Raw genomic sequence first — 25,466 nt, 5'->3', positions numbered from 1 at the left:
CTACTTTAGTGTAACGGATTTGTGGCTGCCAGGTGATGAAACCAGCCGCGGTGACGCGCCCGGGATGCGGAGTCCGGATGGTTACTGAGCTGAAGGTCGAATTTGTCTCTTAGGGGAGGAAGACATGCGGTTTCTTCTTTTCTTTTTCGTCCTCGTCCGCGAAGAAGAAGTCTACCGCGGCAGCGATGTCGTCACGTTGTGCGTCAACCGGTGTGCGGTAAGCTCCACGTTGGAATGCGGCAACAAGATCCGCAGAATCGAAATCCATGTCGCCATTCCAATCGCCCTCTTCAAATGTCGAATCATGAGCGATATCGTTTTCGTATTCCCCGGATAAGAATACCGTGACCAGATCGGAAGAGTCGAACACGCCATCGTGATTCGAGTCGCCGGTGACCTGCTGAGCAGGCACGGTGGTCGGGTCGGCGACCAAGGCCGGTAACGGCGGGATACAGGCGTCGCAGGTGGCAGCAACCGTTTCGATGTCGCTGTAATTGACCGTCGCGCCACCAGGTGCGACGGTTACGGCTGTTGCGGAAATGCTTGGAGTCCCGGCTCCAGCATCAACCGTCATTTCATCGAGTCCGTTGCCGCCGGCAACTGTCAGTAGGATGCCCAATGCGGGGGTGATTTCGAAGGTGTCATCGCCGTCTGAGGAGTTGACGCTTCCGGAAAGAGTTCCCGTCTCGGTTAGGGTAATGGTGTCTGGATCGGTTCCAGCGTAAATGTTGGAGATGTTTGCAAATCCATTGGTGATTCCCGTTGCCTGTCCCGCGTTTGGACCATCGATGGTGTATTCGCTGGGGATGTTATCTCCGAGCAACCAGTTGGTGCCCGAAACGCCATCGACGTTGCCGGAAAGCGTTCCTCCCGAAAGCCAGAAATAATCGGTTGAAGCATTGCCTGTCAGTGCTTCGATGTTCGCAAAGCGGTTGACGGATCCAACCGTACCGCCATTCGCGGAGTCGATAATAAATAGGTTGGACGTATTGTCTGCGGTCAAGGAGTTGGTGCTGCCGCCGCCATCGGCTGTGCCAGAGAGAGTTCCCCCATTCACGACGAATTGGTCGGTGTCGGTTCCGCCTTGGAGATTCTCGATGTTGTCGAAGGGGAGACCGTTAAGGGTACCCGCATCGATGCCAGTGATTTCGAATGTATTGGGCGTGTCATCGGCGAACAGGGTGTCAACTCCATCGCCGCCGTCTAAATCGCCTGTTAGCGTCCCACCTAAAACGTGGAATTCGTCGTCGTTGGTCCCGCCTCGAAGATGTTCGATATTGGAGAAGGTTGTGCTGCCGCCCACGTCTCCCGCATCCGTTCCGGTAAGGTTGAAAATGGTGGGGAGGTTGAAAGCGACGATTGAGTCACTGTCGGCCTGGCCATCGATCTCACCTTGGAAAGGTCCGTTGTAAAGAACGAAGCGGTCAGGCATGCTGCCACCATGGAGGGTTTCCACGCCGACAAATAGTCCGACGCCGTTGACGAAGCCCGTGTTCGGGCCGATGGTACCGAACACGTTCGCAAGATTGTCGGCACGGAGCAGGTCAATTCCAGCTTCGCCCCGGAAGGTACCTGCAATGGAACCGCCGGTAATGATCAGGGTGTCGTTGAGGTTGCCGCCGGTGAGGTTTTCGACGTGGGTGAATCCCAGGGCGACTCCTGTTGCGGTTCCTGTATCGGTGCCGGTCAAAGTGAAGGTATTAGCGACATTGTCGGCGACCAAGTTGTCGGTTCCGCCCTGACCGTCGATGAGTCCGGAAAGCGTTCCACCGTCGAGCTGGTAGGTATCTGAGTGGACGCCACCGGTAAGGTTTCCGATGTTGCTGAAGGTTGGAACGTCTGTTGAGGAGCCTGCGTCGGGGGCGTTGACCGTAAAGGTGGTCGGGGAATCGCTGGCAGTCAGTGTGTTAGCGCCCAGGCCACCATCAATTGATCCTGAGAGGCTTCCAGTTCCCATGTCGAAATGATCGGACGAATCGTTGCCCACCAGATGTTCGACGGATAAGAAGGTTCCTATGCCGGTCGCACTGCCTTGATTGGGGCCGTTGAGCGTAAAAAGATTGGCTGTGTTGTCGGCATTCAAAATGTCGTCATTGTCACCGCCGTCAACGGTCCCCGTTAAGGTTCCCCCGCTCAGGGTGAAGGTGTCGACGCCAGTCCGGCCGGTGAGGTTTTCAATGCTGGTGAAGCTGCCGATGCCGGTGGCTGTACCTGCGTCGAGTCCGGTGATTGTCCAGAGTCGGTTGTCGTCATTACCGAGAATCGTGTCGTTGGCGAGACCGCCTTCGACCAATCCGCCGACGCTGCCGCCCAGGCTGAAGTCAAACGTGTCGTTGCCGTCGCCACTGTTGATGCCACCGGTGAGTTGCCCTCCGGGGAGGAACTGGAAGATATCGTTGCCGATTCCGCCCTCAAGGTTTTCAATTCCCGAGAATACGACGCCATTTAACGTGCCGGTGTCGACTCCGTCGATAATCCAGAAATTGTCTCCATCGCCACTGATAAGCGTGTCGGTCAAGCTCAGGCCTCCAAGCACGGTTTCTACTTCTAACGCGTCGTGCGTGGCCGTGTTGATACCGTCAGTGACGCTGATGTCGGAGCCGATCGTAAACGTGAGGGGAGTTGTTACGGCGGTGAAATCCATGATGTCATTGGTGCCGCCGCCAACTAATTCGATAACCAGATCGGTGCCGAATCCGTCCACGAACAGATACTGGTCGTCATCGTTGCCGCCTATTAATTCGTCGTCGCCAGCCAGTCCATAGAGACTGTCGTTGTTGCCGCCGCCAAATAGACGGTTGTTGGCATCGCTGCCGCGGATGATGTCGGACTCGACGGTGCCGATCACATTTTCGTAAAGTCCTGGGACCGGGCTTTCGACCGTTTGTTGTGGCAACCCCCATTGGGCGATTACCGGTGCCACCGTGAAGCTGGGTGGCGTACCAAGGTCAACGGTGACGGCATCCGGGATTCGGCTGAAGTCGATGGTGTCGCTACCGATTGTTTCAATCAGTTGATCATTGTCACCTGGATTTCCGGGAACGAAGACGTAAGTGTCGTCTCCCGCAGCACCCTGTTCGATGTCCGAACCCGAACGGCCATCGAGGAGATTGTCGCGTGAGTTGCCCACGAGGGTGTCATCACTTTGACCTCCTACCATCTGTTCGATGAAATCGAACTGGCCAGCTTGTTGGGTGACCACAACGTGGATACCGCCGGCGGGGCTCGTGTGTTCAGCAATCTGGTTCGGAATTAACAATACAGGCGAAGCACCGGAAATGTCGATCATGATCGGTTCGTTGCCGCCGACGCCGTCGAATAACTTTTCGGGAACGCCATCGAAGTGGAGTTGATCGAAAATGCCTTCATCCCAACGTTCGTTGGTGCCGCCGTCATCGAGTTCCTCGATGACATCTGTCTCCACACTGGTGTCAATGGCTGACTCGAAATAGTAGGTGTCATTCCGCAACTGGCCGTGGAGGATATCGTCGCCTCGATTGCCGAAGAGGTGGTCGTTATCACCGAGGCTTAGGATGCAGGGGTTCGCAACGTTGTTGTCGCCGAACATGACGTCATTTGCGTCAAAACCGTACATCCAATCCTTGCCATCGGGAAGCGGAGTGTATTGGAAATTGCCGAAGTCTACGTCGGCGATGGTCTGACCGCTTTGTGAGATCGTGACGATGTGCCGCCCCGTCACGGGTGTGCTTTGTACCCAGTCGTCGAACAATGCTTCGCGGACGCTATAGGTTCCGGGTGGAATGTTCGTGATCTGATAATCTCCATTCAGGTTGGAAATGCCGAATGGCTCATCCGAATCGTGAAGGCCGTCGTCATCAAGGTCGATGTAGATGGTGAATCCATCGAGTCCAGGTTCCGTCCCGATCAGCGTGCCGTTGCAGTCTAGATCGTGGATTTTACGACCCGTGATGCGGCCGTTACGGAAGTTCCCGAAGTCCAGGTCCATGTGAACGGGTGTTTCGTAGTTGATGTCGACTAGGTATCCGTCGCGGGGACCCTGGAGCAGTGTCGTCACACCGGGTTGTGTCAAATTTGTATCAGCGCTGACAATGTCCAGGAATCCATCGTTGTTGAGGTCGGTTAAAGAAACGAATTGGGCCTGTTTGGCCACGTCATAACTGAGCGAGGCGCTGAAGCTGCGGTTGCCGTGACTAAAGAAAATCCGTAAGTCATCACTGCCTCGGTCCGTGGTGACCAGATCAGGCAGGCCGTCTCCATCGAGGTCGCCCGTGGAAATTCCGATCGGGGCAATGCTTCCGGCTAAGGAGAATCCCGGGCCGTAAGTGAGTTCTGCCGCCGAACTGAGGCCAAAGAATACGCTGGTTAAACCCTCTGAGAAACTGGTCGTGGCAAAGTCGAGATTTCCATCCTGATCAAAGTCGTCAACGGCAAGTCGTGTGTCGTTGGGGAAGACGGTCAGTTGTGCACCAAGGCCGAATGACAAGGCCGCGTTTTCCACATCGTATTCGTTGACATAGACTGAAATGCGACGATTTGCTTGACCAAGTATCGCCAGATCAAGTCGTCCGTCGTGGTTGAAATCAGCGGCGGCCAAATCCAGAGATGGTGCGTCGGTGATGAGGTTCAAGCTATCTTCGAAACTGCCTGAGCCGTTGTTTAGGTAAACGGTGGTGGTATCGCTGGCACCATGTCCAACTGCAATGTCCGCCCCGTTGATACCATCAAAATCGCCAGAGATGATGGTCATCGGGAACGCCTCGGTGTCCATCGAGTGACTGGTGGCGAAGGAACCATCGCCCGCGTTAAAGAGGGTGAACAACTCATTGCTGGTCGGCAACACGGCGACGATATCAAGGTCTTCGTCATCGTCGAGATCGACTAATGTCAGGTCCGATGGAAGGGTGGGAGTGCCGATCGTTGTCGGAGCAGAGAAAGTGCCATCGCCCTGGCCAGTCAGAATCTGGATGCTTTCCGTACCTGGATCTGCGACGACAAGATCCACCGTGCCGTCGCCATCAAGGTCGCCAGAGGCCAAAGCGATCGGTAGTTGTCCTGCCGAATGTTGGCTGTCGGTGAAGGTGACTCGAGGTGCCGTTCGGGTCCAGCCATCCTGTTCCACTTCACGAACCATGTATTGGCCCGGCTCTAAATTCATGAACCAATATTCGCCATTTTGATTGGTGGTTTCAAGAGGTTCGCCTTCGTCATATTGACCGTTGTTGTTGTTGTCCAGATAGATTTGCCAGTTCAGGATTCCTCGGTCGTTGGGACCGCGAACCCCATCCCCATCTAGGTCGTGGAATTTTGTGCCGTGAATCTTGGCGGGGCGTCGACGATTGCCGAAATCGATTTCTCGGTGGATGTCACCCCTGACAGGTACGGTATGCACGCCTGTTCCGGGGATAGGTTGGCCGCAAATGATCAGATTGTCGATCCAGAACTCTTGTCCGCCAACGGCGAAGCTGGTGATTTCTCCGCTGATGTTTAGCACGCCAATGTTGTCGGTCAGTTGGTTGACTTGTACCAGCGATCCACCGACGAGCGTGTTGTTCAGACTCGCCATGCTGCCCGGGTTTTCTAGCTGGCCGTTGATTCGGAGATTGACGTTACCTCCCAGGTCGCTGAACAACAACGTGATTCCGGTCAGTGTTTCGCCGAATTGGAAATCGGCGGTGGCATTATTGATGCTCAACGCTTGGTTGACGGGGACTCCTTGTTCCAAGACGCTGATGGTGCCATTTGTTGTCGTGTTGCCCCCCGAGTTGACGAATGGTCCGACGGTGACAGACGCTGCACTACCTGCGGCAGCGAAAATATTGAATTTCTGGCCGAACGTGTAGTTCGCTGCTGGGGCGACATCCTCAAATTGGAAGAGATCCTTGCCGGGGTGTGAGGCGGGATAGGTTTGTTCCCAGCCTGGTTGTACGACTTCACCGACTGTGTACGTGTTGTCCTTTAAACCGGTGAACCAGTAGCGGCCTTGGGCATCGGTGACCGTCGACGGTTCGCCATCGTCGTAGCGATGGTTGCCATTTAAATCGAGATAGATCGTCCAGCCTTCGAGATATTCTCCCTCGTCAGGTTCTGAATTGCCGTTGCGGTCATGCCATTTGCGGCCATGTATCTCGCCCAATTTCATGTTGCCGAAATTGACGTTGTCGATCCGTTCGCCAAAAGAAAGATCGATCACATGGGTGGCGTCAGGTGTATCGTCCGTGTGTGCCAGGCGTGCGCACAAGCGGTCAATCCATAGTTCTTGGCCGCCGATTGCGAAGGAATCGACGTTGCCGTTCAGTTGCAGAATGCCGTGTGTGTTGTCGAAGTATTGCACGGAGACGGAAACGCCACCAAGGGTCGTGTTGTGCAGATCGCTCAGCTCTTCTGCGAAAGCGAATTCACCGTTGATGGAAAGATTGCTGTTGCCACCAAAATCGCCGAACAGCAGTGACGCTCCGCTGACTGTTGGGGCAAAATCAAACAAAAGATTGGCAGAATTCAGACTAATGTCGCTGCCCGTTCCGCCGGCAGTTCCCTGGCTGTCGAACACGACGGTACCTGCGAATTGCTCGCCGTTTTGGAACACAAACGGTTGTACCGCCACCGTGGTTACCTGGCCGTCATCCGCTGAGGTTTCAAAGGTATCGCCGGATTCAAATCGAGTCCCGGCTTCGTAATTCTCAAAGTTCCAGTAATTTTGATTGGACGGGTAGCTTTGCATCCATCCATCTTGCGGAACCTCGGCCACGGTGTATTCTCCCGCTGGCAGATCCGTAAACCAATACAAGCCGGTTTCGTCAGTGCGAGTGTCGGGGTCGTCGTTGGTGACGTGGGACGGTTCGCCCCGATCCGCCACTCCGTTGTTGTTCAAGTCGAGGTAGATCGTCCAGCCAGGCAGAAGCGGTTCGTTGGGGCCACGCCGCCCGTCGCCATCGATGTCCTCCCATTTGATACCATGGATTGATCCTGAGGCTTCGGCGAAATTGCCGAAGTCAGCGCCGTCCACCACGTCGTCTGCATCCAAAAAGAGTCGATGTGCGTCGGTGCGGATGAATTGCAGGTCAGATTGATCGTCTTGTTGCACGGGGCGGACCGTGATTTCAGGGAGTCGTCCTCCTGGCTCGATGGTGAAATACCAATTGTTGTCGGAGCCGCTGATCACGCCATGCATATGCTTCGTGACGGGGTCAAAATCGATACCACCCAGTTGGAGTTGATTGTCTTCGACGGGAATCGTGTAAGGACCTACGTATTGTCCGGTATCTACATTCACGCCAGCCACGGCGGGAAGATTGTTTCGTTGGAAGGCAAGTACAAACAGGTTGCCTTTTCCATCGACGGTCGCGCCAGATAGGTCATGGAGTTCCAGTTGGTCGAACAGTCGCCCCAAGTCTTGGCCAATCGATAAAGCAGGAAGACATGACAGGAGTGCGTTTGGATCGTCGTGGCATCCGGTGTAGTCCAGTTGCGCACGAAAAATGTGGTTTTCCAAGGGTTGGTCGGCGCCAACGACAAAATAGGTTGTCGCGGTATAGTCTGCATTCGGTAGGCTGAAGGAATTACCGTCGATGGCGACATCACCCTCGCCAACGGATACGGGGATGAATTCACGCCGGCTAAAACCAATTTGGCCGATCGTGCGCGAGACGCCACGGAGTTCCTCGATGACGTTTAATTGACCATCATCGGTAATGCCGTAAACCCGCTCATCTGCCGTTGAGTAGGATAATCCTGCCAGCGATTGGTCGATATTGACGGTGGCGAACAGGTCAGCCCGTTCCGTGTCCGGATCGTACTGAAAAATGGTCGACGGGTTGTAGGTCGACACAAGCTGGTGATGGGTGGGGTAGGTTTGAATGAGGCTGTCGCTTATCACTTCACGAACGACGTAATCATTGGCCGGCAGTTCGTAGAAGTCATAGGCTCCCGCTGGGTCGGTGATATCGTAGGGCTCCCAGGCGAGGGCACCATTAAACGGCAGTCGATCACGTCGACCATTGTTGTTCAGGTCGAGGTAAACGGTGATGCCTGCCAGTGGCGGCTCGTTGTCATTTCTGCGTGAATCGCCATTCAAGTCAAGCCATTTGAAGCCATGGATTTCCCCTTGTCCCGGTTCTCCGGGAGGTGTGAGGCAGAGATCGGTCTCGCAAGGATCGCTCAACGCTGCGAGTGGTACAGGGACGTCGTCCCAAGTCGGCTTGACAACCGGCCCATCCGAATCGGCGAAGGGTGTCGGTGGCGTTGGTTCGGGGGGGGCAGGCACTTGGGCGGCGATCGTGGCGGGTAGCGCCGGCGATAATGCCAGGCGGAATTGGTAGAGATCGGCAAAGTCGACATCACCATCCAATTCGTAATCGAAGCAGATGTTGTATTGACCAATGCCCGGCTTGCCGAAATTGGGATCGCCAACTTCCGAGTGAAATGCCTCCGCAAATTGCACCAGTTCACGCTGGTGAACCCGTCCGTCATTGTCACAATCCCCAAATCGACGGTTGCCGAAGTCAACGGCTCGGATCGTTTCGCCGGCTGTTAGTTGAATGACATGACGGTTGAGGTTAGCGGCGTCTGGATAGGTTTGATGCCAGGGATGCGCCCCGGGGACCTCGGCGACCACATAGGTGCCCGGCAAAAGATGGGTGAAGCGGTAGTCTCCATTGTCATCGGTCAACTGGTACGGTTCGGTGGGTGTTTGATTAAACGGGTTGATGTCCAATTGCCCATTTAGATTGAGATCAAGGTAAATCGTCCAGCGTGGAAGGCCCGGCTCACCCTGTTCTTGGCGACCACTCGCATTCGCATCGAGCCATTTGCGTCCAACGATATCAGCCGACTCAACATTGGCAAAATCGAGTTCCGTTAAAGCTTCGCCAGGCTCGAGTGAAATTTGGTGCGGCTTGTTGGTGATTTTGCCAGGATACGATTGGATCCATCCCGACTGAGACACTTCCCTGACCACGTAGGATCCGGGGAGAAGATCGTCGAACGTGTATCGTCCTGTTTCATCTTCCTCGGTGTCCGGATTATCGTTGGCTGTTGTGGTGAATGGCTCGTTGTTGGCATCCAAAATTCCATTTTCGTTCAGGTCAAGGTAGATGACCCAATCGGCCAAGCCGACGTCACCCTGAGGCCTGTTCGGGATGTTGTCGTAATATTGGCGTTCACCGTCACCATCCACGTCGCTCCATTTGGAACCTGAGATGCTGGCCGTGCGCACGTTGCCAAAGTCAAGTTGGTATGGCGGTTCGGAATTATCGGAGATCAGATGAGTTCCATTAGGTGGAGCGGGATACGTTTGCTGCCAGCCGTCCTGCTGCACTTCACCGACCACATAGGTGCCCACCGGAAGATCGTTAAAGGAGTATTGGCCCGTTTCGTCAATCTGTTCCGTGGACGGATCGTCGAAACGAGTTACCGCTGTCGGTTCGTCGGGCTGATTGAACTCATTGAAATCAAGTTCACCGTTGAGATTCAGATCGAGGTAGACCGTCCAATTGGCCAGGCCGGGTTCGTCCGCGTCGCGAATGCCGTCTGCGTTCAAATCGTGCCATTTGAATCCCTCGATGTCGATCGACGGAGCGTTGCCGAAAATAGCGAGGAACAGTGATGCCGATTTGAGTTCGGCTCGATATTCTCGCCGCCCGGAATCTACGTGCGGTTCCGGATAAGTGGGTGCCCAACCATCTTGGGGCACTTCGGCGATTATGTAGTCACCCGGTTCTAAGTCGGGAAACGAAAAGAATCCGTTGATGTCCGTGATCTGCCATGATTCATCATCGTCCAAAATTCCATTGTCATTTTCATCAAGGAAGATTGTCCATCCTGGCAGGGGAGCTCCATCACTCAGATCGCCATCGCCATTCGGGTCCGAGGATTTAACACCGGAAATCGTTCCTTTGGAATAGTTGCCGAAATTCAGGTCGGTGAAGACTGATCCCGAGGTGACTTCGACCATATGCAGACCCAGTTCGGCTTCGCCGGGGTAGGTCTGATACCAGCCGGCGCTCGGTTTTTCCGCAACCACATAAATGCCAGGTAGGATGTCGAACGTTGGTAATGAGAAGGTGTAGTTGCCATCTCCATCGGTTGTCGTTTCCGGTTCTCCAGCGTCAAATTGTCGATTGAGATTTACGTCAAGATAGATTTCAAATCCTGCGATCCCGATTTCGTCTTCGTCGAAGATTCCGTCAGCGTCAAGATCGTGCCATTTGGTTCCGCTGATTGCCCCCAGTTGGACGTTTCCGAAATTGTATTCGTCGATTGTCTCGGCAACACCGACGTCGAAAACATGGAGTCCGCTTGCAGGTGCTGTGGGTTGCCATCCCGCTTGGAGATTCTCGAGCAGAGCCCATTCAACGGGCAACTCATTGGGCTCGACGTTGTTAAAACGGAATTGACCATCCGCGTCAGTGGTGACGGTTTCGCTGAAACTAAGGTCGTTTTTCAGGAGAGTGATTTCCCAACCCGGAAGACCGGGGTCCTCAGGATCTCGAATACCGTCTCCGTCGAGATCTTCCCATTTGAATCCGATAATCGTGGATAACTCGATGTTTCCAAAGTTGACCTCGGTGGCAATTTCAACATCTTCAGGAAAGAGTCCTGAATCGAGGGCCAACGTGTAAGCCAGGATGGGATCTCCCCCAAAGTTGTATTCAACCGCTTGAGCCACGTCGCCTGAGTCCAAGGCTAATTCATATCCAGGGACAGGTTGCGTTTGGTTCCAGCCAATGGGTAAGACTTCAGAAACGAGATAAATGCCTGCCAACATGGATTCGACATTGCCGTCTTCTTCTTCCTCCAGATCCGTGAACCAATAAAGTCCCGATTCGGTGAAGGGGTCAATGGCTCCATCCTCATTCAAATCCACACTTGTGGTTACCGTGCTGGCGAGCAAATTGCCATCGATATCGCGAAGTTCGATGGTCCAGCCGTCCATGCCATTTTCCTCCGGGCCCTGAACGCCATCGCCGTCGTTGTCGCGATATTTTTGGCCGTGGATTTCGACCGGTAAATTGTCGAGTAGTTCCGGAGTTTCGTCGAAGCACGTTTCGAACGTGTATCCACCCGAGATCGGACTCGCGAACGGCGCGCCGGGATGAGTGAGGATATAGTCGAGATTTTGTTCGGAGCTGCCGCCGATAAACAGGTTCTCTCCGTTGGTGCCGCACATGGGCGAATCGTTGTCCGGGCCACCTTCAAGGCGGTCGGTCGTATTGGGAAGCGTCGCTTCCGTGGCGCTAATTTGATAGGCGAACATCACGTCATTTCCCCAATCTCCGTAGAGATAGTCGTCACCCTCGTCGCCAACCAACAGATCGTTGCCAAAATCACCGTGAATCAAATCATCCTGGTCCGATCCGGCGATGGGGCCTGACTGAAAGGTAACCGTGCTGTCGCCACCGGGGATACGAGGGAATGTAAACGTTCCGGGAGTGAGAAACAGATCGATGAAATTCAGCGGCGAATCGAATGGCGTGAAAATCATCGGGCGCGGTGGTGCGTTTGCTTCGGCAAACATGTCGACAAAAAGATTGCCGACGAGCTCCTGCAAGGCGCTGTATCCGACTGGCCAGCCGCCAACGATGAAGTCGTGTCCGTCGCCGCCGAAAATGCGGTCACCAAAATCGTTGTCATTGAGTGTCAATGCCAACGGATCGAGCGACTGGTTGCCGCTGTCACCGCCACCGCTGATGAAGTCGTCACCGGATCCGCCAAGTAGAGTGTCGTTGCCCGTGTCACCCAGGATAAAATCACGACTGGGTCCACCCTCGATCGTATCATCGTCAGCCATCCCGAACAGACGATCCTCGCCTGTGCCGCCCAGGATCGTGTCTTTGCCATTTTCACCGAAGATGGTGTCGAAGCCGGCGTTGCCTTCGGCATGATCATCCCCGCTACCGGCAAAGACAAAATCATTGCCGGTGCCGCCATAGATATTGTCCGCCCCAATGTTGCCAAACAGGTCGTCATCGCCGGCGTCGCCGTAGATCGTATCGCTGCCGCTATTTCCTTCGATGTAATCAATGCCTGGACCGCCATGGATTTCATCTGTACCGCCATTGCCATACGCAATGTCATCACCCGTTCCGGCAAAAATGACATCAGCACCCGCATCACCCTCGATCGTGTCACTACCAGCGTTGCCATAGATCTCATCGCCACCGGGGTTTCCAAAAATTTCGTCGCTTCCCGCATTGCCGACTAAAAGGTTGTCGGCGTCGTTGCCGTGAATCAGATCATCGGCAGCGCCACCAGTGATGTCTTCGATGAATGCACGCTGTCCATTCGAGGCGGTCACGAGGGTCCGCGTCGTGTGGACGGCAATCGTGACTCCCGCCAGTTCTGTTTCAGCCGCAGAAACGTCGGCCACGAGTGGATCGCTTACGGGCAGATCGGCAAAGTTGATCTCGTCATGCAAACCTGTTGGGTCATTCTGTTCGTTGATAGTGTCGATGTGCGTGGCGTTGCTAAGCCCGTCGGCCCGATGGAAGAAGTACTTGTCGCTGCCGTCATTGCCCTGGAAGGTGTTGTTGCGACGATTGTCATAAAATGTGTCATCCGCGGCACCGCCGGTGGCGTCTTCGAAATCGAATGGCACCGAGATTTCGACACGACGATTGGTGTGGGAGGCTTTGCCATTGAGTAGATTAACGGACACGGGATCGCTGGCGGTTAACGGGGAGAAGTCAAGCCGATCGAGTCCACCGTTGGTAAGGTCTTGCACGCGGTCTACTTCGAACGCGCCGCCAACCGTATCGAAGAAGAAGATGTCATCGCCTAGGCCGCTGTCCATGTCGTCATTGCCGTCGTCCCCCCAAATCTGATCGGCACCGCCATTGGCAAGAACGATGTCGTTGCCGGTTCCGGCGTGGATGATATCCGGGCCGCTGTTGCCGTTGATCACATCGTCGCCTGCGTCGCCGAAGATGGTGTCTCCCAAGCCACCGGCTTCGATCGCATCATTGCCATCATTGCCGCTTAAGGTGTTGGAGTGAGAATCGCCTTCGGGACCACCCGAAAGATGGTCGTCGCCATCGTTACCGCTGATCGTGTCCATTCCTTGGCCGCCGGAAAGATCATCGTCACCATCTCCACCGAGCAGCGTATCGTTTCCATCGTCGCCTCGAATCTGGTCGTTTCCTTCACCCCCTTCGATGAGGTCATCACCGCCGCCACCCAGGAGGGTGTCGTCGCCGTCATCGCCGTAAAGCGTGTCGTTGTCTTCTCGTCCGGTAAGTCGGTCGACACCCGGGCCACCCTGCAATACATTCGGTCCAGAACCGCCGACCAGGACATCGTCTTCGCTACCGCCAGATAGGATGACGGGGATGACGACAGAGGCGTCAATCGTAATTTCGTCGATACCGATTCCACCGTCGCCGGAAATCGACGAGACGGAGGCACCCGCAAATTCTTGGATGACACCAAATCCGCTCACGATGTATTGGTCAACGTCCGCATCGTATTCCACGGAGACTGCCTCATCGCCGTCTTCGGCGCCCGCTTGTCGGTACGGTGCGTCCGGTCCAATGTTCAAGGTCAACTCGTTGCCAACCATGCGAGCGGGTTCGGGTGGCGGCAAAGGAGGACATCCGGCGGTGAATTCGAATACCGTCGCCCGGAAGATATCAATGAAGATTTCAAAGATCGTTATTTTCGCGCCAAAGATGTTGATGCCCATACCTGCATAGGCTTCAATCACTGCGTCCATGCTGCCGCGTAACTCGAATAAGCATTCAATTCCTTGACCGAGTCGCTGGGCAATCTCTTCGAAACGCATTTTGTCGTCTTCAACGACCTCGTTCCAGCCCGCGCCCACATCGGCAGCCAACTTGCCTTGAACCCCGGCCCAAATGAGACCTGCATTCAGCTCCGCCCCGGCACCAAATTCAGCCGAAATACCAAATAACGGGCGGTCGTCACCAAAATAGAATCCGTCGATGGCCTTGCCCGTGGTCTGAAGCCCATAAGTGTCATAGCCCACTTTAAGGTCGAAGAAGACGTCGAAGCCCGCAAAGATGTTGGCGTAAAGCGGCACAGGCGGAGTCAAAATGCCGAGGCTGATGCCCCAATCGAAGCCGGCTTCCAGTCGGTCATGTTCCTCGGTGCCCAGCAAGTCATAAGTCACTAAGTCGACGGGTTGACCCATCAGCAGATTGAAAGCCTGAAAAGGATCATCTAGAAGCGGGAACTCAATGCCGATTTCACGCAGCGTACTGAGGATCCCCGCAAAGAACCCTTCAGCTGAGTTGTCGCCCTCGGCGTCGGCAATTTTGTCGTCCAAGTCTTCTTCGCCAGTAATCGTGCCGCCATCTTCGCTGGGTGAGATATCGGCATTTTCATCACGTGGATCTTTTCCGGTGGACAAAATGTCGAAGTTACCGAAACTGATTTCAAAGGAGTCGGAGGGGGAATTGCCAATGCGATCAATCATTTCTCGAATCGTGAGCACGATATCGAGTGCCTCGGCGACGGAATCCGCGCCCTCGCCGAAGAGGCTGATTACGTCGATTACCGTCACAGGGCCTTGACCAAGCAGTTCGGAAACTTGGGAGATGATCGGAAGCTCAAGCCCGATGAATTCCAGCAATGGATCAAGCGGTTGCAGGTATTCGTCAATTTGTGCGACGATCGGCTGCAGCACCTGTGCGACGTAGCCTCCCAGGTCGATCCGGAAATCATCGAAGCCAAAACTGTTTAGCGTTCCTTCAAACGGATCTGGATCGCCGAAATTGGCATCGAATTGCCAGTCCAAGAAGAAGTTCACCTTGACCGAAGGCAGATTCGGGTCAGTCGTCCCTCCTTCGAGTTGCAGATCGACGATGGCATTGACGTTCAGATCGAGATCGAACAAGTCGGCAAACGGTGTCGAAGTGATGTCGCCCAACGGTAGCTCGGACGGAGTACCGGTGGAGCCGTTGATGTTTAAATCAATCGATCCGGTCAGCCCGGTCTTAATTGACGGATCACCGTTCGGGTTTTCCTCGGCCGAAACGCGAAGGAAAAACAGGTCGACTGTGAGCGAGGTGCCGTCTTGTAACGTGACCGACGGGCTGATTTCGATTTCGGGATCAGCCGGATCATCATTGAGAATGAAATAGATGCCCTTGGCCTTGTCGATCCCTAATCCAATTTCGATATCATAATCCAACGTCAGGTCGAGTCCGCCGCTGGCTTCCACATCGAAGACAAAAGAGTCCAGTCCCAGATCAAATTGGACGGGAAGTGTAATCGAGTCGCCAATTCGCAGCTTGACGGCTGCACAAGAGCTTCCGGAGCTGGGCAAAACCGCTTGATTGGCGAGAGCCGGATCCGAAAAGTCACCAATTTCGGCGAGTGTGTTGACTGACATTCCATTTGCATCGCGGAGAATGTCTAGCTTCGCACCCGTACCGGCGGGAGTTCCCTCGCCCAGGTTTTCGAAGAGGAAGTTTCGCAAGCTGTCTGTGTCGGCAAGTGCCAGCAGCATGGTATCGATCACGTCGCGTACGTCACTAAAGAAACCTCCAGGTGCAGTGATGTCTCCGACGATTGGCAGTTGTTGCATGACCTCGCTTTGAAGACTCACGTCAAGTACGTCGAGGAAGGTTTGGATCCCTGATACCATTCCCGGAACATCGCAGTCAGCACTGCCGGCGGTTGACAGCGATGACGAAAGATCTGTGGGGAATTCCAAGAAGAAACTATTGGAATCCCCTAGGTCGCTGAGGTTGATAAAGCCACGTACATCAAATGGGTTGACGAGAGGAATATTGAATGGGAGGTGAGCGCCAAGCATGCCGTCGATCCCAGAGAAATCGAGGAAATCACCGACGGATAAACCGTCACCCGCATCGAATAGCTCGCTGAAGGGAACCATTTTCAGGCTGTCACCTGGACTTGCGGCATCCACCAGATCCAATCGCAAGGAAGCAGCGTTGCTGGCATCAGGATAGTGGACAATGACGGGGCCGGCGGCAGGAGCGCTGGTAAAGGTGATTTGGTTTCCCGCCACATTGAGCGTGTAGGCGTCGCTACGTTGAACGACGCCATCCACACTGACGAAGGCCAAATCCTGGGCGGGACCGGGAACGGGTGTTGGGATGGTGAAATTCGTTGTTGCGCCGTTCGCATTGGTGGGGGTGGTGGTCGATGTGTGGAGATCTTTCAGTTCAACTCGCCCGCCTGACACGATGTTGGCTCCGCCGATACCACCCACGACGATATCCATGTTCAGTCCGGTGGCTTCCACTTTGGCCGTTAGCTTGGCCGCGGTTCCTTGCGTCGTCATATTGTCATACGCAAGCAGGAATCCGCGATCGGCTGCATCCAAACCTTCGGTAAGATCAACGCCAAAATCAAGTTGCAGTTCGCCACCCAACTCGACCAATAGATCACCTCCGGTTTCGATGTCGACGGGGATATCGTCACCAAAGTCGAAATCAAGCGGTAGCGTCTCGGAGTGGTTGACGCCCAGTGTGAGTCGAGCGACGGCTGCCAAGCCGGGGGTCAATAAATCGCCGTCGGCGTCGATGAACTCGATGAGGAAATCACCAGGGGCTAGTCCAAGTAGATCTTCCACGGTGGCTTCGATACCATCGGCGGACGGCAGCAAATTGTCGATGTTGGAAATGACCGCTGACAGTTGGCTGGAATCAACTTCCGGTGGCAGGCTCTCAATAAAGCTGTTGAATCCGCTGACGACACCCGCGAGGAGCGAGGGAATATCGGAGAGATTCGCTTGGCCCAGTGCCGACATCAATGCATTGTGAAGTTCGGTGATGGTGGCTTGTTGATCGGCATCCAAGTCGTTGAAAATGTTGGGAATGGCCCCCAGAGGCGCATCCGCCTTGTCGAGTTCCTCGTCGACAATCGTCTGAACTTGGGTTTTGAGCTGTTCGGGATCGGCACAAAGTACGTCGACAATTGATTGAAGGATTCCGTCAACCTCAATCAGATCATTGACGCTTTTGTTGATGAGTGGCAAGTCCTTGTTCAACACGTCGATGTCGGCATCGCGAATCAGGCTGATTAATTGCTGGATGCCGTCGCAGACTGAATCGACGCTGAAGTGTTGAAAGCCGTCGATAATATCATCGAATTGTTGATTGGTTGTGACGTTGATGTTCAGTGGGTTACTGGTGATGGAGATATGAACTTCAGGTCCATCTTCAATCAAAATAGGTTGTATGATGTCCTCGGCTTCGGTGTAGGGATGATTCGGGTCGATGCCCAAAACTCCGTTGATGTCAAAGCCTTCAGATTGGCCAATTAGCGGTAGGCGGCCACTGCCGGTGATGGTGGGGATCTGGAAATCAATCATGTCGCCGAGCGAATTATCAAAAATCTCGGTTAGTGTGAGTCGTCCGTTGTCGTTGACTCCCGTGCCTGGGTCGATTAACGAGATGGAGCTGTCGACCGCTACGTTCAAATCGCCGTTGACGATGGCTAAGCCCAGTCCGCCAAAGGAAGCGGACACTTCCATATCGTCAGCCAGCAGACCGGCGCTCAATGAGACGCCGCTGTCCTCCGTGATAAAGAAGCGATCGGCCAGAGCTCGTGTGCGGATGGTACCCGTCACGACACCCGTTCCGCTTGTGTCTTGGCTGAAAACGCCGAGATCGCCAGCGGCTTCGGAGCCATCGGTTGGGAGGATCGAATAAACGGGTTCTGCGCCGACGGGAATTCCAGCGTAATCCAGTCGATAACCGGCAGCCAAACCGCTGTCGGGGTCGGCAACTACGGTGTGACTGACTTGGCCGCCGGTGGCGCTATTGATTAGGTTAAAAGCATCTTCCACGGTTGCATTGGCTGCCAACGAGTCGAGATCAACGACGATCATCGATGACACCGTGACGTCGATGGCCGTGGGGCCATTGGCCACCAGTTCGTAAACGTGGCTACCGTCTTGGATGGTCCAACGATCGCCATAATCCACCACGTCAATGGTGGCCCCGCCGGTGAGTGCATGACCGGCGGTGCTGAATTCGGCCAGCAGTCCGACGGATAGCACGTCGTTGTCAAGCTCTTCCTTGTAAAGATCGGTGGCAAGCGTGTCGGGTACAACCGTCGTATAGAGCCCGCCGACAACATCGTTAAACGAGAAGACAGAATTGGGGAGGACGATTTCTAGGTCTGGGCCGACGACGGTGTCGATACCCGTGTCGCCATTCAGTTCGTCAAGTGGTGTGTTGAGGAATTCGGTCGGAGTAACGTCGCTCGAATTGAAATCGAATCCGATCGTCAGATTGGCGCTGATTAGAGCGTACAATTCTGCGTTGAAGTCAGCTGCGACATCAAGTGGGCCGATGCTTTCGCCAAAATCTAGGGGCACTGGAAGCGAATATTCACGATCCAAATTGAGATCCATGAGAACCGAATTCGTGCTTGTATCGCAACGCACGTTTAAGGCTTCGGCCGTTGTTCCCAACGCCTCTTGCAGTCGTTCTGCCAGTTGATTGAAGTTCTCGAAAAAGATCTCTGATCCGTTGGTCAAGTCATCGATTAAATCGGTGATCATCGCGCCTGCGTCGATAATCGACGTCAAGCTCTGACTCACGAAGGGAATGTTTTGTAGCAATCCGTCGCCGGAATCGGTCAATGCGGAAATTCGCGACAACGTGGTTGAAAGTGAGCTGAGGAAACTGACGATGTCGACATTCGTCAGATTCTCGAAAATCATGAGCGGCGAATAATCAGCATTGCCGACGAACTCTGCGGGCACGCCAGTGAAAATATCGGCTGCCGAGATGGTTAGTTCCGGAGCTGCACCCGGAGTCAGGAGGTTGCAGAAGGTGTGCTCTAATGGCAAGACGCCCTCGAGCATACTGCTGACGGGCGACGTTGCGATCGCGTCGTTCAGAAACGGGTCATTCAATTGTTCCAGAGTGATCTGACCGTTGGCGTCTGCTTCTGCAAAGCTGATCGCGAGTTGCCCCAGCATGGCGACGGGATCATGATGGACCTGAACAGGCATCACGCCAACACTTGCCTCAAAATCGCGGATATTCACCGAGGCCACATTAATCGTGACCTCATCCGGAGTGAGCAGGATGTCCGATTCGGGGTCCGATAATGGATCGAAGTCGACCGGCAGCCGAATTTGGATCGGTAGCCTCATGTCGACGGAAAAGTTAGTGGCTGCCGCGGTGGGATCAAGGATGTTTTGCGGTCCGCTGCCACTGTTCTGTGGTAAATCACCGCCCGCATTGACATCGTTCAGTTGGACAGCCCGTAGGTCAAAACGCAACAGGAAATGATCGGTCGATCCAGACGAATCGATGTCGACATGCACGTTGTGCAGCTCCGCACGCAGGTTGTCCTGTTCGTAGGAGTGGCCGGAGAGCAACTCTTGGAGGTGATGGATGTGCAGCCCCGGGACGGTATTGAACAGATCGGTGATCGGATCGACGATTCCCCCACCAATGGCCGTGGCCAGGTCGATTGAGTCGGCAATGCTCATATCGACCAGTGGAAGTGTGGTTTGTAGCAGCTCTTGACTCAGGAAAGCAGAAGCTAAATTGTCGCGAAGCGAGTTGAGCACGGAAAGCAGGCCGTCTTGCACGCCTTGCGGTAGCAACCATTCTCCGTTGGGCGGCAACAAGTGGATCGAGAAATAGCTATTTCGACCACTGGAATTGGTCACATTCGGTACGCCTAACGCCGTCAGGACGGAACGGATTCGTTGATAGGAAGGCTGGCCCCCCGTTCCACCAATGTTCACGCGATCTACTTGTGAACCCGCGGCCTGGGCGGCGACGACGAACGCTAATACGTCTTCGATGGTATCTCGTTCGGCTTGGGTGATTGCCGGTTGGTTGATATCGAAAGGCAGTGATAAATCGATGGGATCCGTACCGGTGCCGGTGCCCAGAAGTGCATCTTGTTCGATTTCCCAGTCGATCGTGTTGCCCGCCTTGTTGGACGGCGAGGGATGGAATTTCGGACCATTGTCGGGCCATTCTGATAGATTGTTGACACCGAATTCCTCGAAGTCGCCGATTCGCTTTAATTCGGGTCGGGCTGTCACGGCGCGTTCCATTGTTTCTCGCGTCCAGCTCGCAGCAAAGCTTTCATCCGCAAAGTCAACTCGATTGATTAAAGGAGTACGGACCTCGCCCCACGAAGGTGCGAGAGGCGAGTTAAGCCAGCGGATGGTTCGGTAGCCGACGTCGACGCGGCCGTCCACGTAGTACGAGGTGACTGCCGGATCTCCCTGCCCATCCTCTTGGGTTTGCGCTTGAAAGATACGAATGGCATCTTTCGTAATCGTGCCAGCGATTCCGTCCACAATCACTTCTGCGTTGTTCTTGCCCCGGGCGTTGAAATAGCGAAGCCGTTGTTGAACTTCGTAGACCTCGAGTTCGTTGTTGATTCCCGAGGACCCGACCGACCCTGCTAGAATGACGGAGTTTTCTCCCGAGGTTGAGTAACCGTCGAGAACGCGGACATGAGCGAATTTCTCAACGGCGCCGCTGCCGAGATCGACGGAGAATCGAATGGTGGCGAAATCATCATTGCCGGGGGTGAGGTCATCATCATCGAAAACGATCGTGCTGCCGTCCGTGTTAAAGTCCGGCATCAAGTAGAGTCGTCCGGTATCGGCAAAGGGGCTCTCGACCGGGTCCAGATCTGCCGCCGTATGGACCTGTCCGGCGTCGTGAACCAAGGGCGCCAGCAGATTGAAGGCGGAGCCAGCGACAATCGCTCCGAGATCGATCAGGGTGACGTCACCCGCCAACGCTTCAAACAAGTATCCCTCAAAGCGCAGATTATCGATCGCCAGTTCGGAATTGAATGCGTTGTCACCACCATCTTCCAGTCGTACGGTCAGATTATGCACGCCGGCGCGCAGTGAGGCGGGCACGACGAACCGATGGGTCTCAAAATCAGCGGTGATAAATGTCATGTCCAGATCATCAGTGTCTGGTGCTTCTTCGACGAGTACGGTGTCACCTAATAAGAGTTCGAAACGATCGTTCCCGCTAAAACGGGTGACTTTGAGATCGATTGCAAGTCGTTCGGCCTCCGCTGGAACATAAACCCAGTTGTGAGTTAAGCCAGGTTGATTCTCATCCAGTGTCACATACTTGGCACTGAGGTCGATTGCGACGTTGATGGGGTCGAATTCTGGCGCCGTGGAAAAGTCGCTCCAGCCCGGTAGCCGGCGGTCGCTAAATCCAATCAGGTCACCGACATCGTCGAAGTTGCCGTTGGTGATCTCGAGTGGATTCCATTCCGGGCGAAGCTTGGCGTTGGTGACCATGTCGACGGAGAGTCGATTGTCGAGTAGGCCACCCATGTTCGGTGCTTGGGTGAGAGGGTCGACAAGGTATTCCGGGGTGTGCGAATGATCTTGGGGCAGAACGGGGTGGGTGGTGAGCTGCCAGAAATCTGCGGCGGGGGGGTGATTGGCTGTGGGTTCTGTAACCCCAGAGGCCTTGGCTGTGTGGGTGCGTGTGGCAATGTAATTCATTCCACCGAATTCCACGCGATCGAATTCCTTGTACAGTTCGCCATCGGTCCAGCTGCCTCGATCTGGTGTCGCGAAGAAATTGGCATTCGGCCTGGATTCGCTGTTCTTGATTCGGCTGTAGGCATATCCGATGTCATTAATCGGAATTGGCGTCGCAGGGTTTGGGGTGTCGCTACTCAGCCCTGCGATTTGATTGTCAATCGGCGTCTCGCCGTTGATGGTCGAAAGATAAAAACCTTCCCAGAGATAACGATGATCTCCAAATACGTTGAGTGGTTGATAATTCGTACTGGGCAGATAGGTCGATGCTTTGATCTGATAATTGGCAGCACCGGGGATGGGTCTTCCTAATGGGACGATTTCCTCGGCCACGGATGATCCGTTGGAACCACGGGATTGATAGTACACATCGGCAAACTCAACATTGCTCCAGACAGCTGCACCGTACTGGTCCATCGCGGCATGCGTATCCAGTTGCTGAGCTCCGTCGAAGACTAAACCTTGATCGAAGTCATGCGGGTCCAAGTAGGTTAGGTGATCCACCGGGATGTTGAAGTAAGCCAGGCGTTCGACCGCTTCACTGGTCACGACTGCTCCCGTACCGTGCCCGATGAAATGAAGATCGACTCCGCTACCTGTAGTCGGATCGATGAGTCCGAGTTCGGAAATCATTCCGAATAGCGCGTCGCCTGCCGCTTCGGTCCAACCGGTCGAGTTGTGCTGAGAGCCTTCACTCCAGTCAAACATTAAGACGATTTCGCCACTCGTGCCCGCGTCGCTACTGGTGGGTAAGACGGAATCGACCGTGTCGAATCCGCCCGTTATTGCGTCGAAATCGAGTAACCATGCGCCGCCAGACGCGCCATTGCCGGCATCGGCCGCGTTGCGGATTTCGGTCGCGAGAGGCAGCATTGAGTCTCCGGCCACGTCAAATGGCTCGAAGCCGTGCGTGATGATGGTAGCGCCGGTGATCCAAATATCCAATTCGTCCTCACTAAAGGGATCAACCATCTGGCGCAGGCCAAATGCCTTTGGCAAGTTGATGGAAAAGACGCCTCGTCCGAGCGTGGAAGCGACGAGAATGGCATTGCCATCTGGATCAACTCCTTGATCGAGGTCTACGACGATCGAGTTGGGGATCTCGGTTCCGAGACGCCGCCAAAGGGATCCGCCGGTAGGAGTCTTATCATTGGAAAGGTAGAAAACACCGAAAGCGCCTCCAACGACCGGCACATTTTGCGGAGTTCTTCCTCTGCCAGGTAGGACGATGTTCTGCAGGACTTCTGCCGCCCATAGGTTCGCGTCAACACCGCTCGTTTGCATGGTGGCGCTGGAGAGTAAACTTCTTAAATTGCCGGAGATATCGGTCCACGAAGCGCCCGTATCGGTGGTCTTGTAAACATGTCCCACCTCGTCCACGGCATAGGCGGTTTCCCAGTCATCGGGGTCGACAATGACGTCTCGGATGACTCCGGCAGCATCTCCGGAAGAGGTGGTCAGCGGGCCACCGGGTGACAAATTAGCGCCTGAGGAATCGCGAACCCATACTTGTCCGACATATGCTTTGTTAACGATTTCTACGGAGCCAACGTAAAGGAGGTCTGGGTTAAGTTCCTGCCAGGAACCGCCGCTCACATAGTCGCTATTTCCTGTTGAGTTGTCCAAAGTGAATGTATTTGGAGTCACGGCGGACACAATGAAACTGCCGTTGGCAGCTGTGTTTCCTAGCACGTCGCTGATTTTCACCTGCGCGCCGTTGGAAAGACCATGCGAATTAGAAGTGATGACGATTGGCGATGTGTTGGTCGCAGCTAAAATAGCCAGTCCTTTTTTAGCGCCTCCATACGACATCGCGTAGTTGTTGACTCCTGAAAAGTTCGGATCGGTTGGCACCTGTGTCCAAGAGGCGCCACCGACTGCTGTGCCTGCATCGTTGGCCTCGAGTACGCCATTCGTGCCACCGATAGCGATACGAGTTGATTGATTCGCGGCTAGTTCCGCATCGGTCGGGGGAACTTTGTTGACTTCCAGCGGTGAAACAAATTTGGCATTAAAACCAAAAGGAAAGCTGGATGTCGGGAAGAGCTCCTCGAATGACTGAGGCGCATTGGAGCTGTTGTAGACGCCCCGCTGTAAGCCGCCCAGGCCTTGTGCACTGAAATAGCGGATGGATTGGTTCGAACTCGCTAAAGTGTAAGGGTCAACATCCACATCGCCGCCATCTCCGCCAAAGAATTGGCGCCAGGTCATGTTCGGACCAGCCCCGTCTTGTACGGACGTACCATTGTCTTGGGAGCCGGCAATGATCGTATGAGAGTTGGAGTCGTATGCGACCGAGTAGACTTCAGAAATCTGTAAATTTCCGGTGATCGAAAACCAGTCACCCGTATTGAGCGTGGGCGTGGTACGGCGATAGATGCCCCCATCGTCGACTTCAATTAATGTCCCATCGGGAGAAAAATCCATATTGCGAGAATCGGCGTGCGGAGCGCTGTTGCTGGTGGTGTTGGTGTGAGTTAGATGAGTCCATTGCGGTGACAACACGCTTCCGGTGGCTGCGATGCTACCAAGTGGCCAGCCGATGTTTCCACGGAATAGACGACCCCCATAGGTAGTGGCCCCGATCGAATTCGGGAACTGAGGAGACGACGTTTCCTCGCCGATACCCGCGGGCTGTCGGTCACCACCGATATAGATCACGTTTGGATCTGTCGGGTCAGCTGCAATAGAAAGATGTCTGCTCCCCTGGCCGCCAACGTTGATGCCATAGGGTGTTCCATCCTCAACTGTTTGAGGTAGATCCATCGCGGACCAATTGGCGCCCTGGTTATCCGTCCAGTAGATGGCATCCAACCGATTGTTTCCTGATTCACCATTTACGATCGCCGCGTAAAGCACATTTCCAGCAGCCGAATGGTGGATCGCCATTTCGATTAAGCCCGTCTTTGCCGAGATCGATAGATCATTGGGCGTTGCAGGCGGCGAAACAGCAATATTGATGACCGGATTATCGCCTACGTTCGTCCAGGTCGTTCCGCCATCCTCCGTACGGAATAATCCTCCTGATGTACCCGCGTTTTTATGGCCGCCTAAAGCGGCATAAAAACGAGTGTGATCGGATGGGTCAACGATGACGTCGTAGGCCGGACCGACAGGAAGATTTCCGCTTCCTGAAATCAGCGTTACTTGCTCATTCAATTGGCCCGGATTGACAATTTGATACAGGCCAGCAAGTGACGGGCTCGCCGAATTGACACCATACGAGTTGGCCGCCACCAACACCACGTTGTCGCCACCGTCGGTCATTCCTGCTGCCACGCCGGAGATATTTCGGCCGTCGTTCAAGCCCAATTCTTCGACCGTGGCAGGGCCCGGTTGCGAAGCATTCGTGATTCGAAGGACACCGGTATTCGGTCCGCCTCGAAAAGCCGACGAACTGGCTCGCCCGATGCCGACAACGAGAGTGTTGTGAGTTGCGTCCGAAGGGTCGAGGACGAGATCGCCGATCGTGAGAGAAGCCTGCGCGTCCGTCAGCGGTTGCCAATGAACTTCGTCTGCTTCATCCGTCGTGCCATCGAAATCGTTGTCAATCGAGTCTTGACCATAGGTTGCCGTCCAGACTTCGTTCGGGTCATCAATTCCGTTTTGATTATCGTTGTCGAGACCGTCATTTGCGTAAAGCAGGGATTCTGAACGCCAGACGCCACCGTTCGTGCCGCCGATCCAGATAATGCCGGCGTTGCTCGGATGGGTGGCGACCGCCTGGATGGCACCTGAAACGGGCCGCTCGGCGGGAATTCCCTCGCCCGAACCGTCATTGAGGATCGGAGCCGGTCCTTGAGCGGTCCAAGCCGCATCGTCGTCAAGTACCGACGTGACAGCCAGCATTCGGCGATCCTCAAGCGGTTCAAGCAATAGTTGGGTGCGCATCGCGTCGCTGCGGATTTGGCTGTGTTGCCCGGCCACGTTATTTCTCAAGCGGCGCCGACTACGGTTTTTGGGAGAATCGCTTTTCCTGAAATATGTTGCCATGGTT

General features: G+C 54.6%; 1 protein-coding gene. It reads right to left on the bottom strand.

Translation table 11 applies throughout. The features are described 5' to 3' along the window. Nucleotides 1–109 precede the first annotated feature (109 nt). Nucleotides 110–25,462, bottom strand: coding sequence for an SdrD B-like domain-containing protein (locus tag P8N76_24110; GenBank protein ID MDG2384775.1), 25,353 nt, complete (start codon nucleotides 25,460–25,462; stop codon nucleotides 110–112). Nucleotides 25,463–25,466 lie beyond the last annotated feature (4 nt).

The organism is Pirellulaceae bacterium, assembly GCA_029243025.1.
GTDB lineage: Bacteria > Planctomycetota > Planctomycetia > Pirellulales > Pirellulaceae.
The sequence above is the reverse complement of the archived record's forward strand: the minus strand, read 5'-3'. Positions and strand labels throughout refer to the sequence as shown.

Bases quoted from the DNA above. Each gene is read 5' to 3' on its own strand.
- P8N76_24110 (MDG2384775.1), bottom strand. From the start codon at position 25,462: ATGGCAACATATTTCAGGAAAAGCGATTCTCCCAAAAACCGTAGTCGG.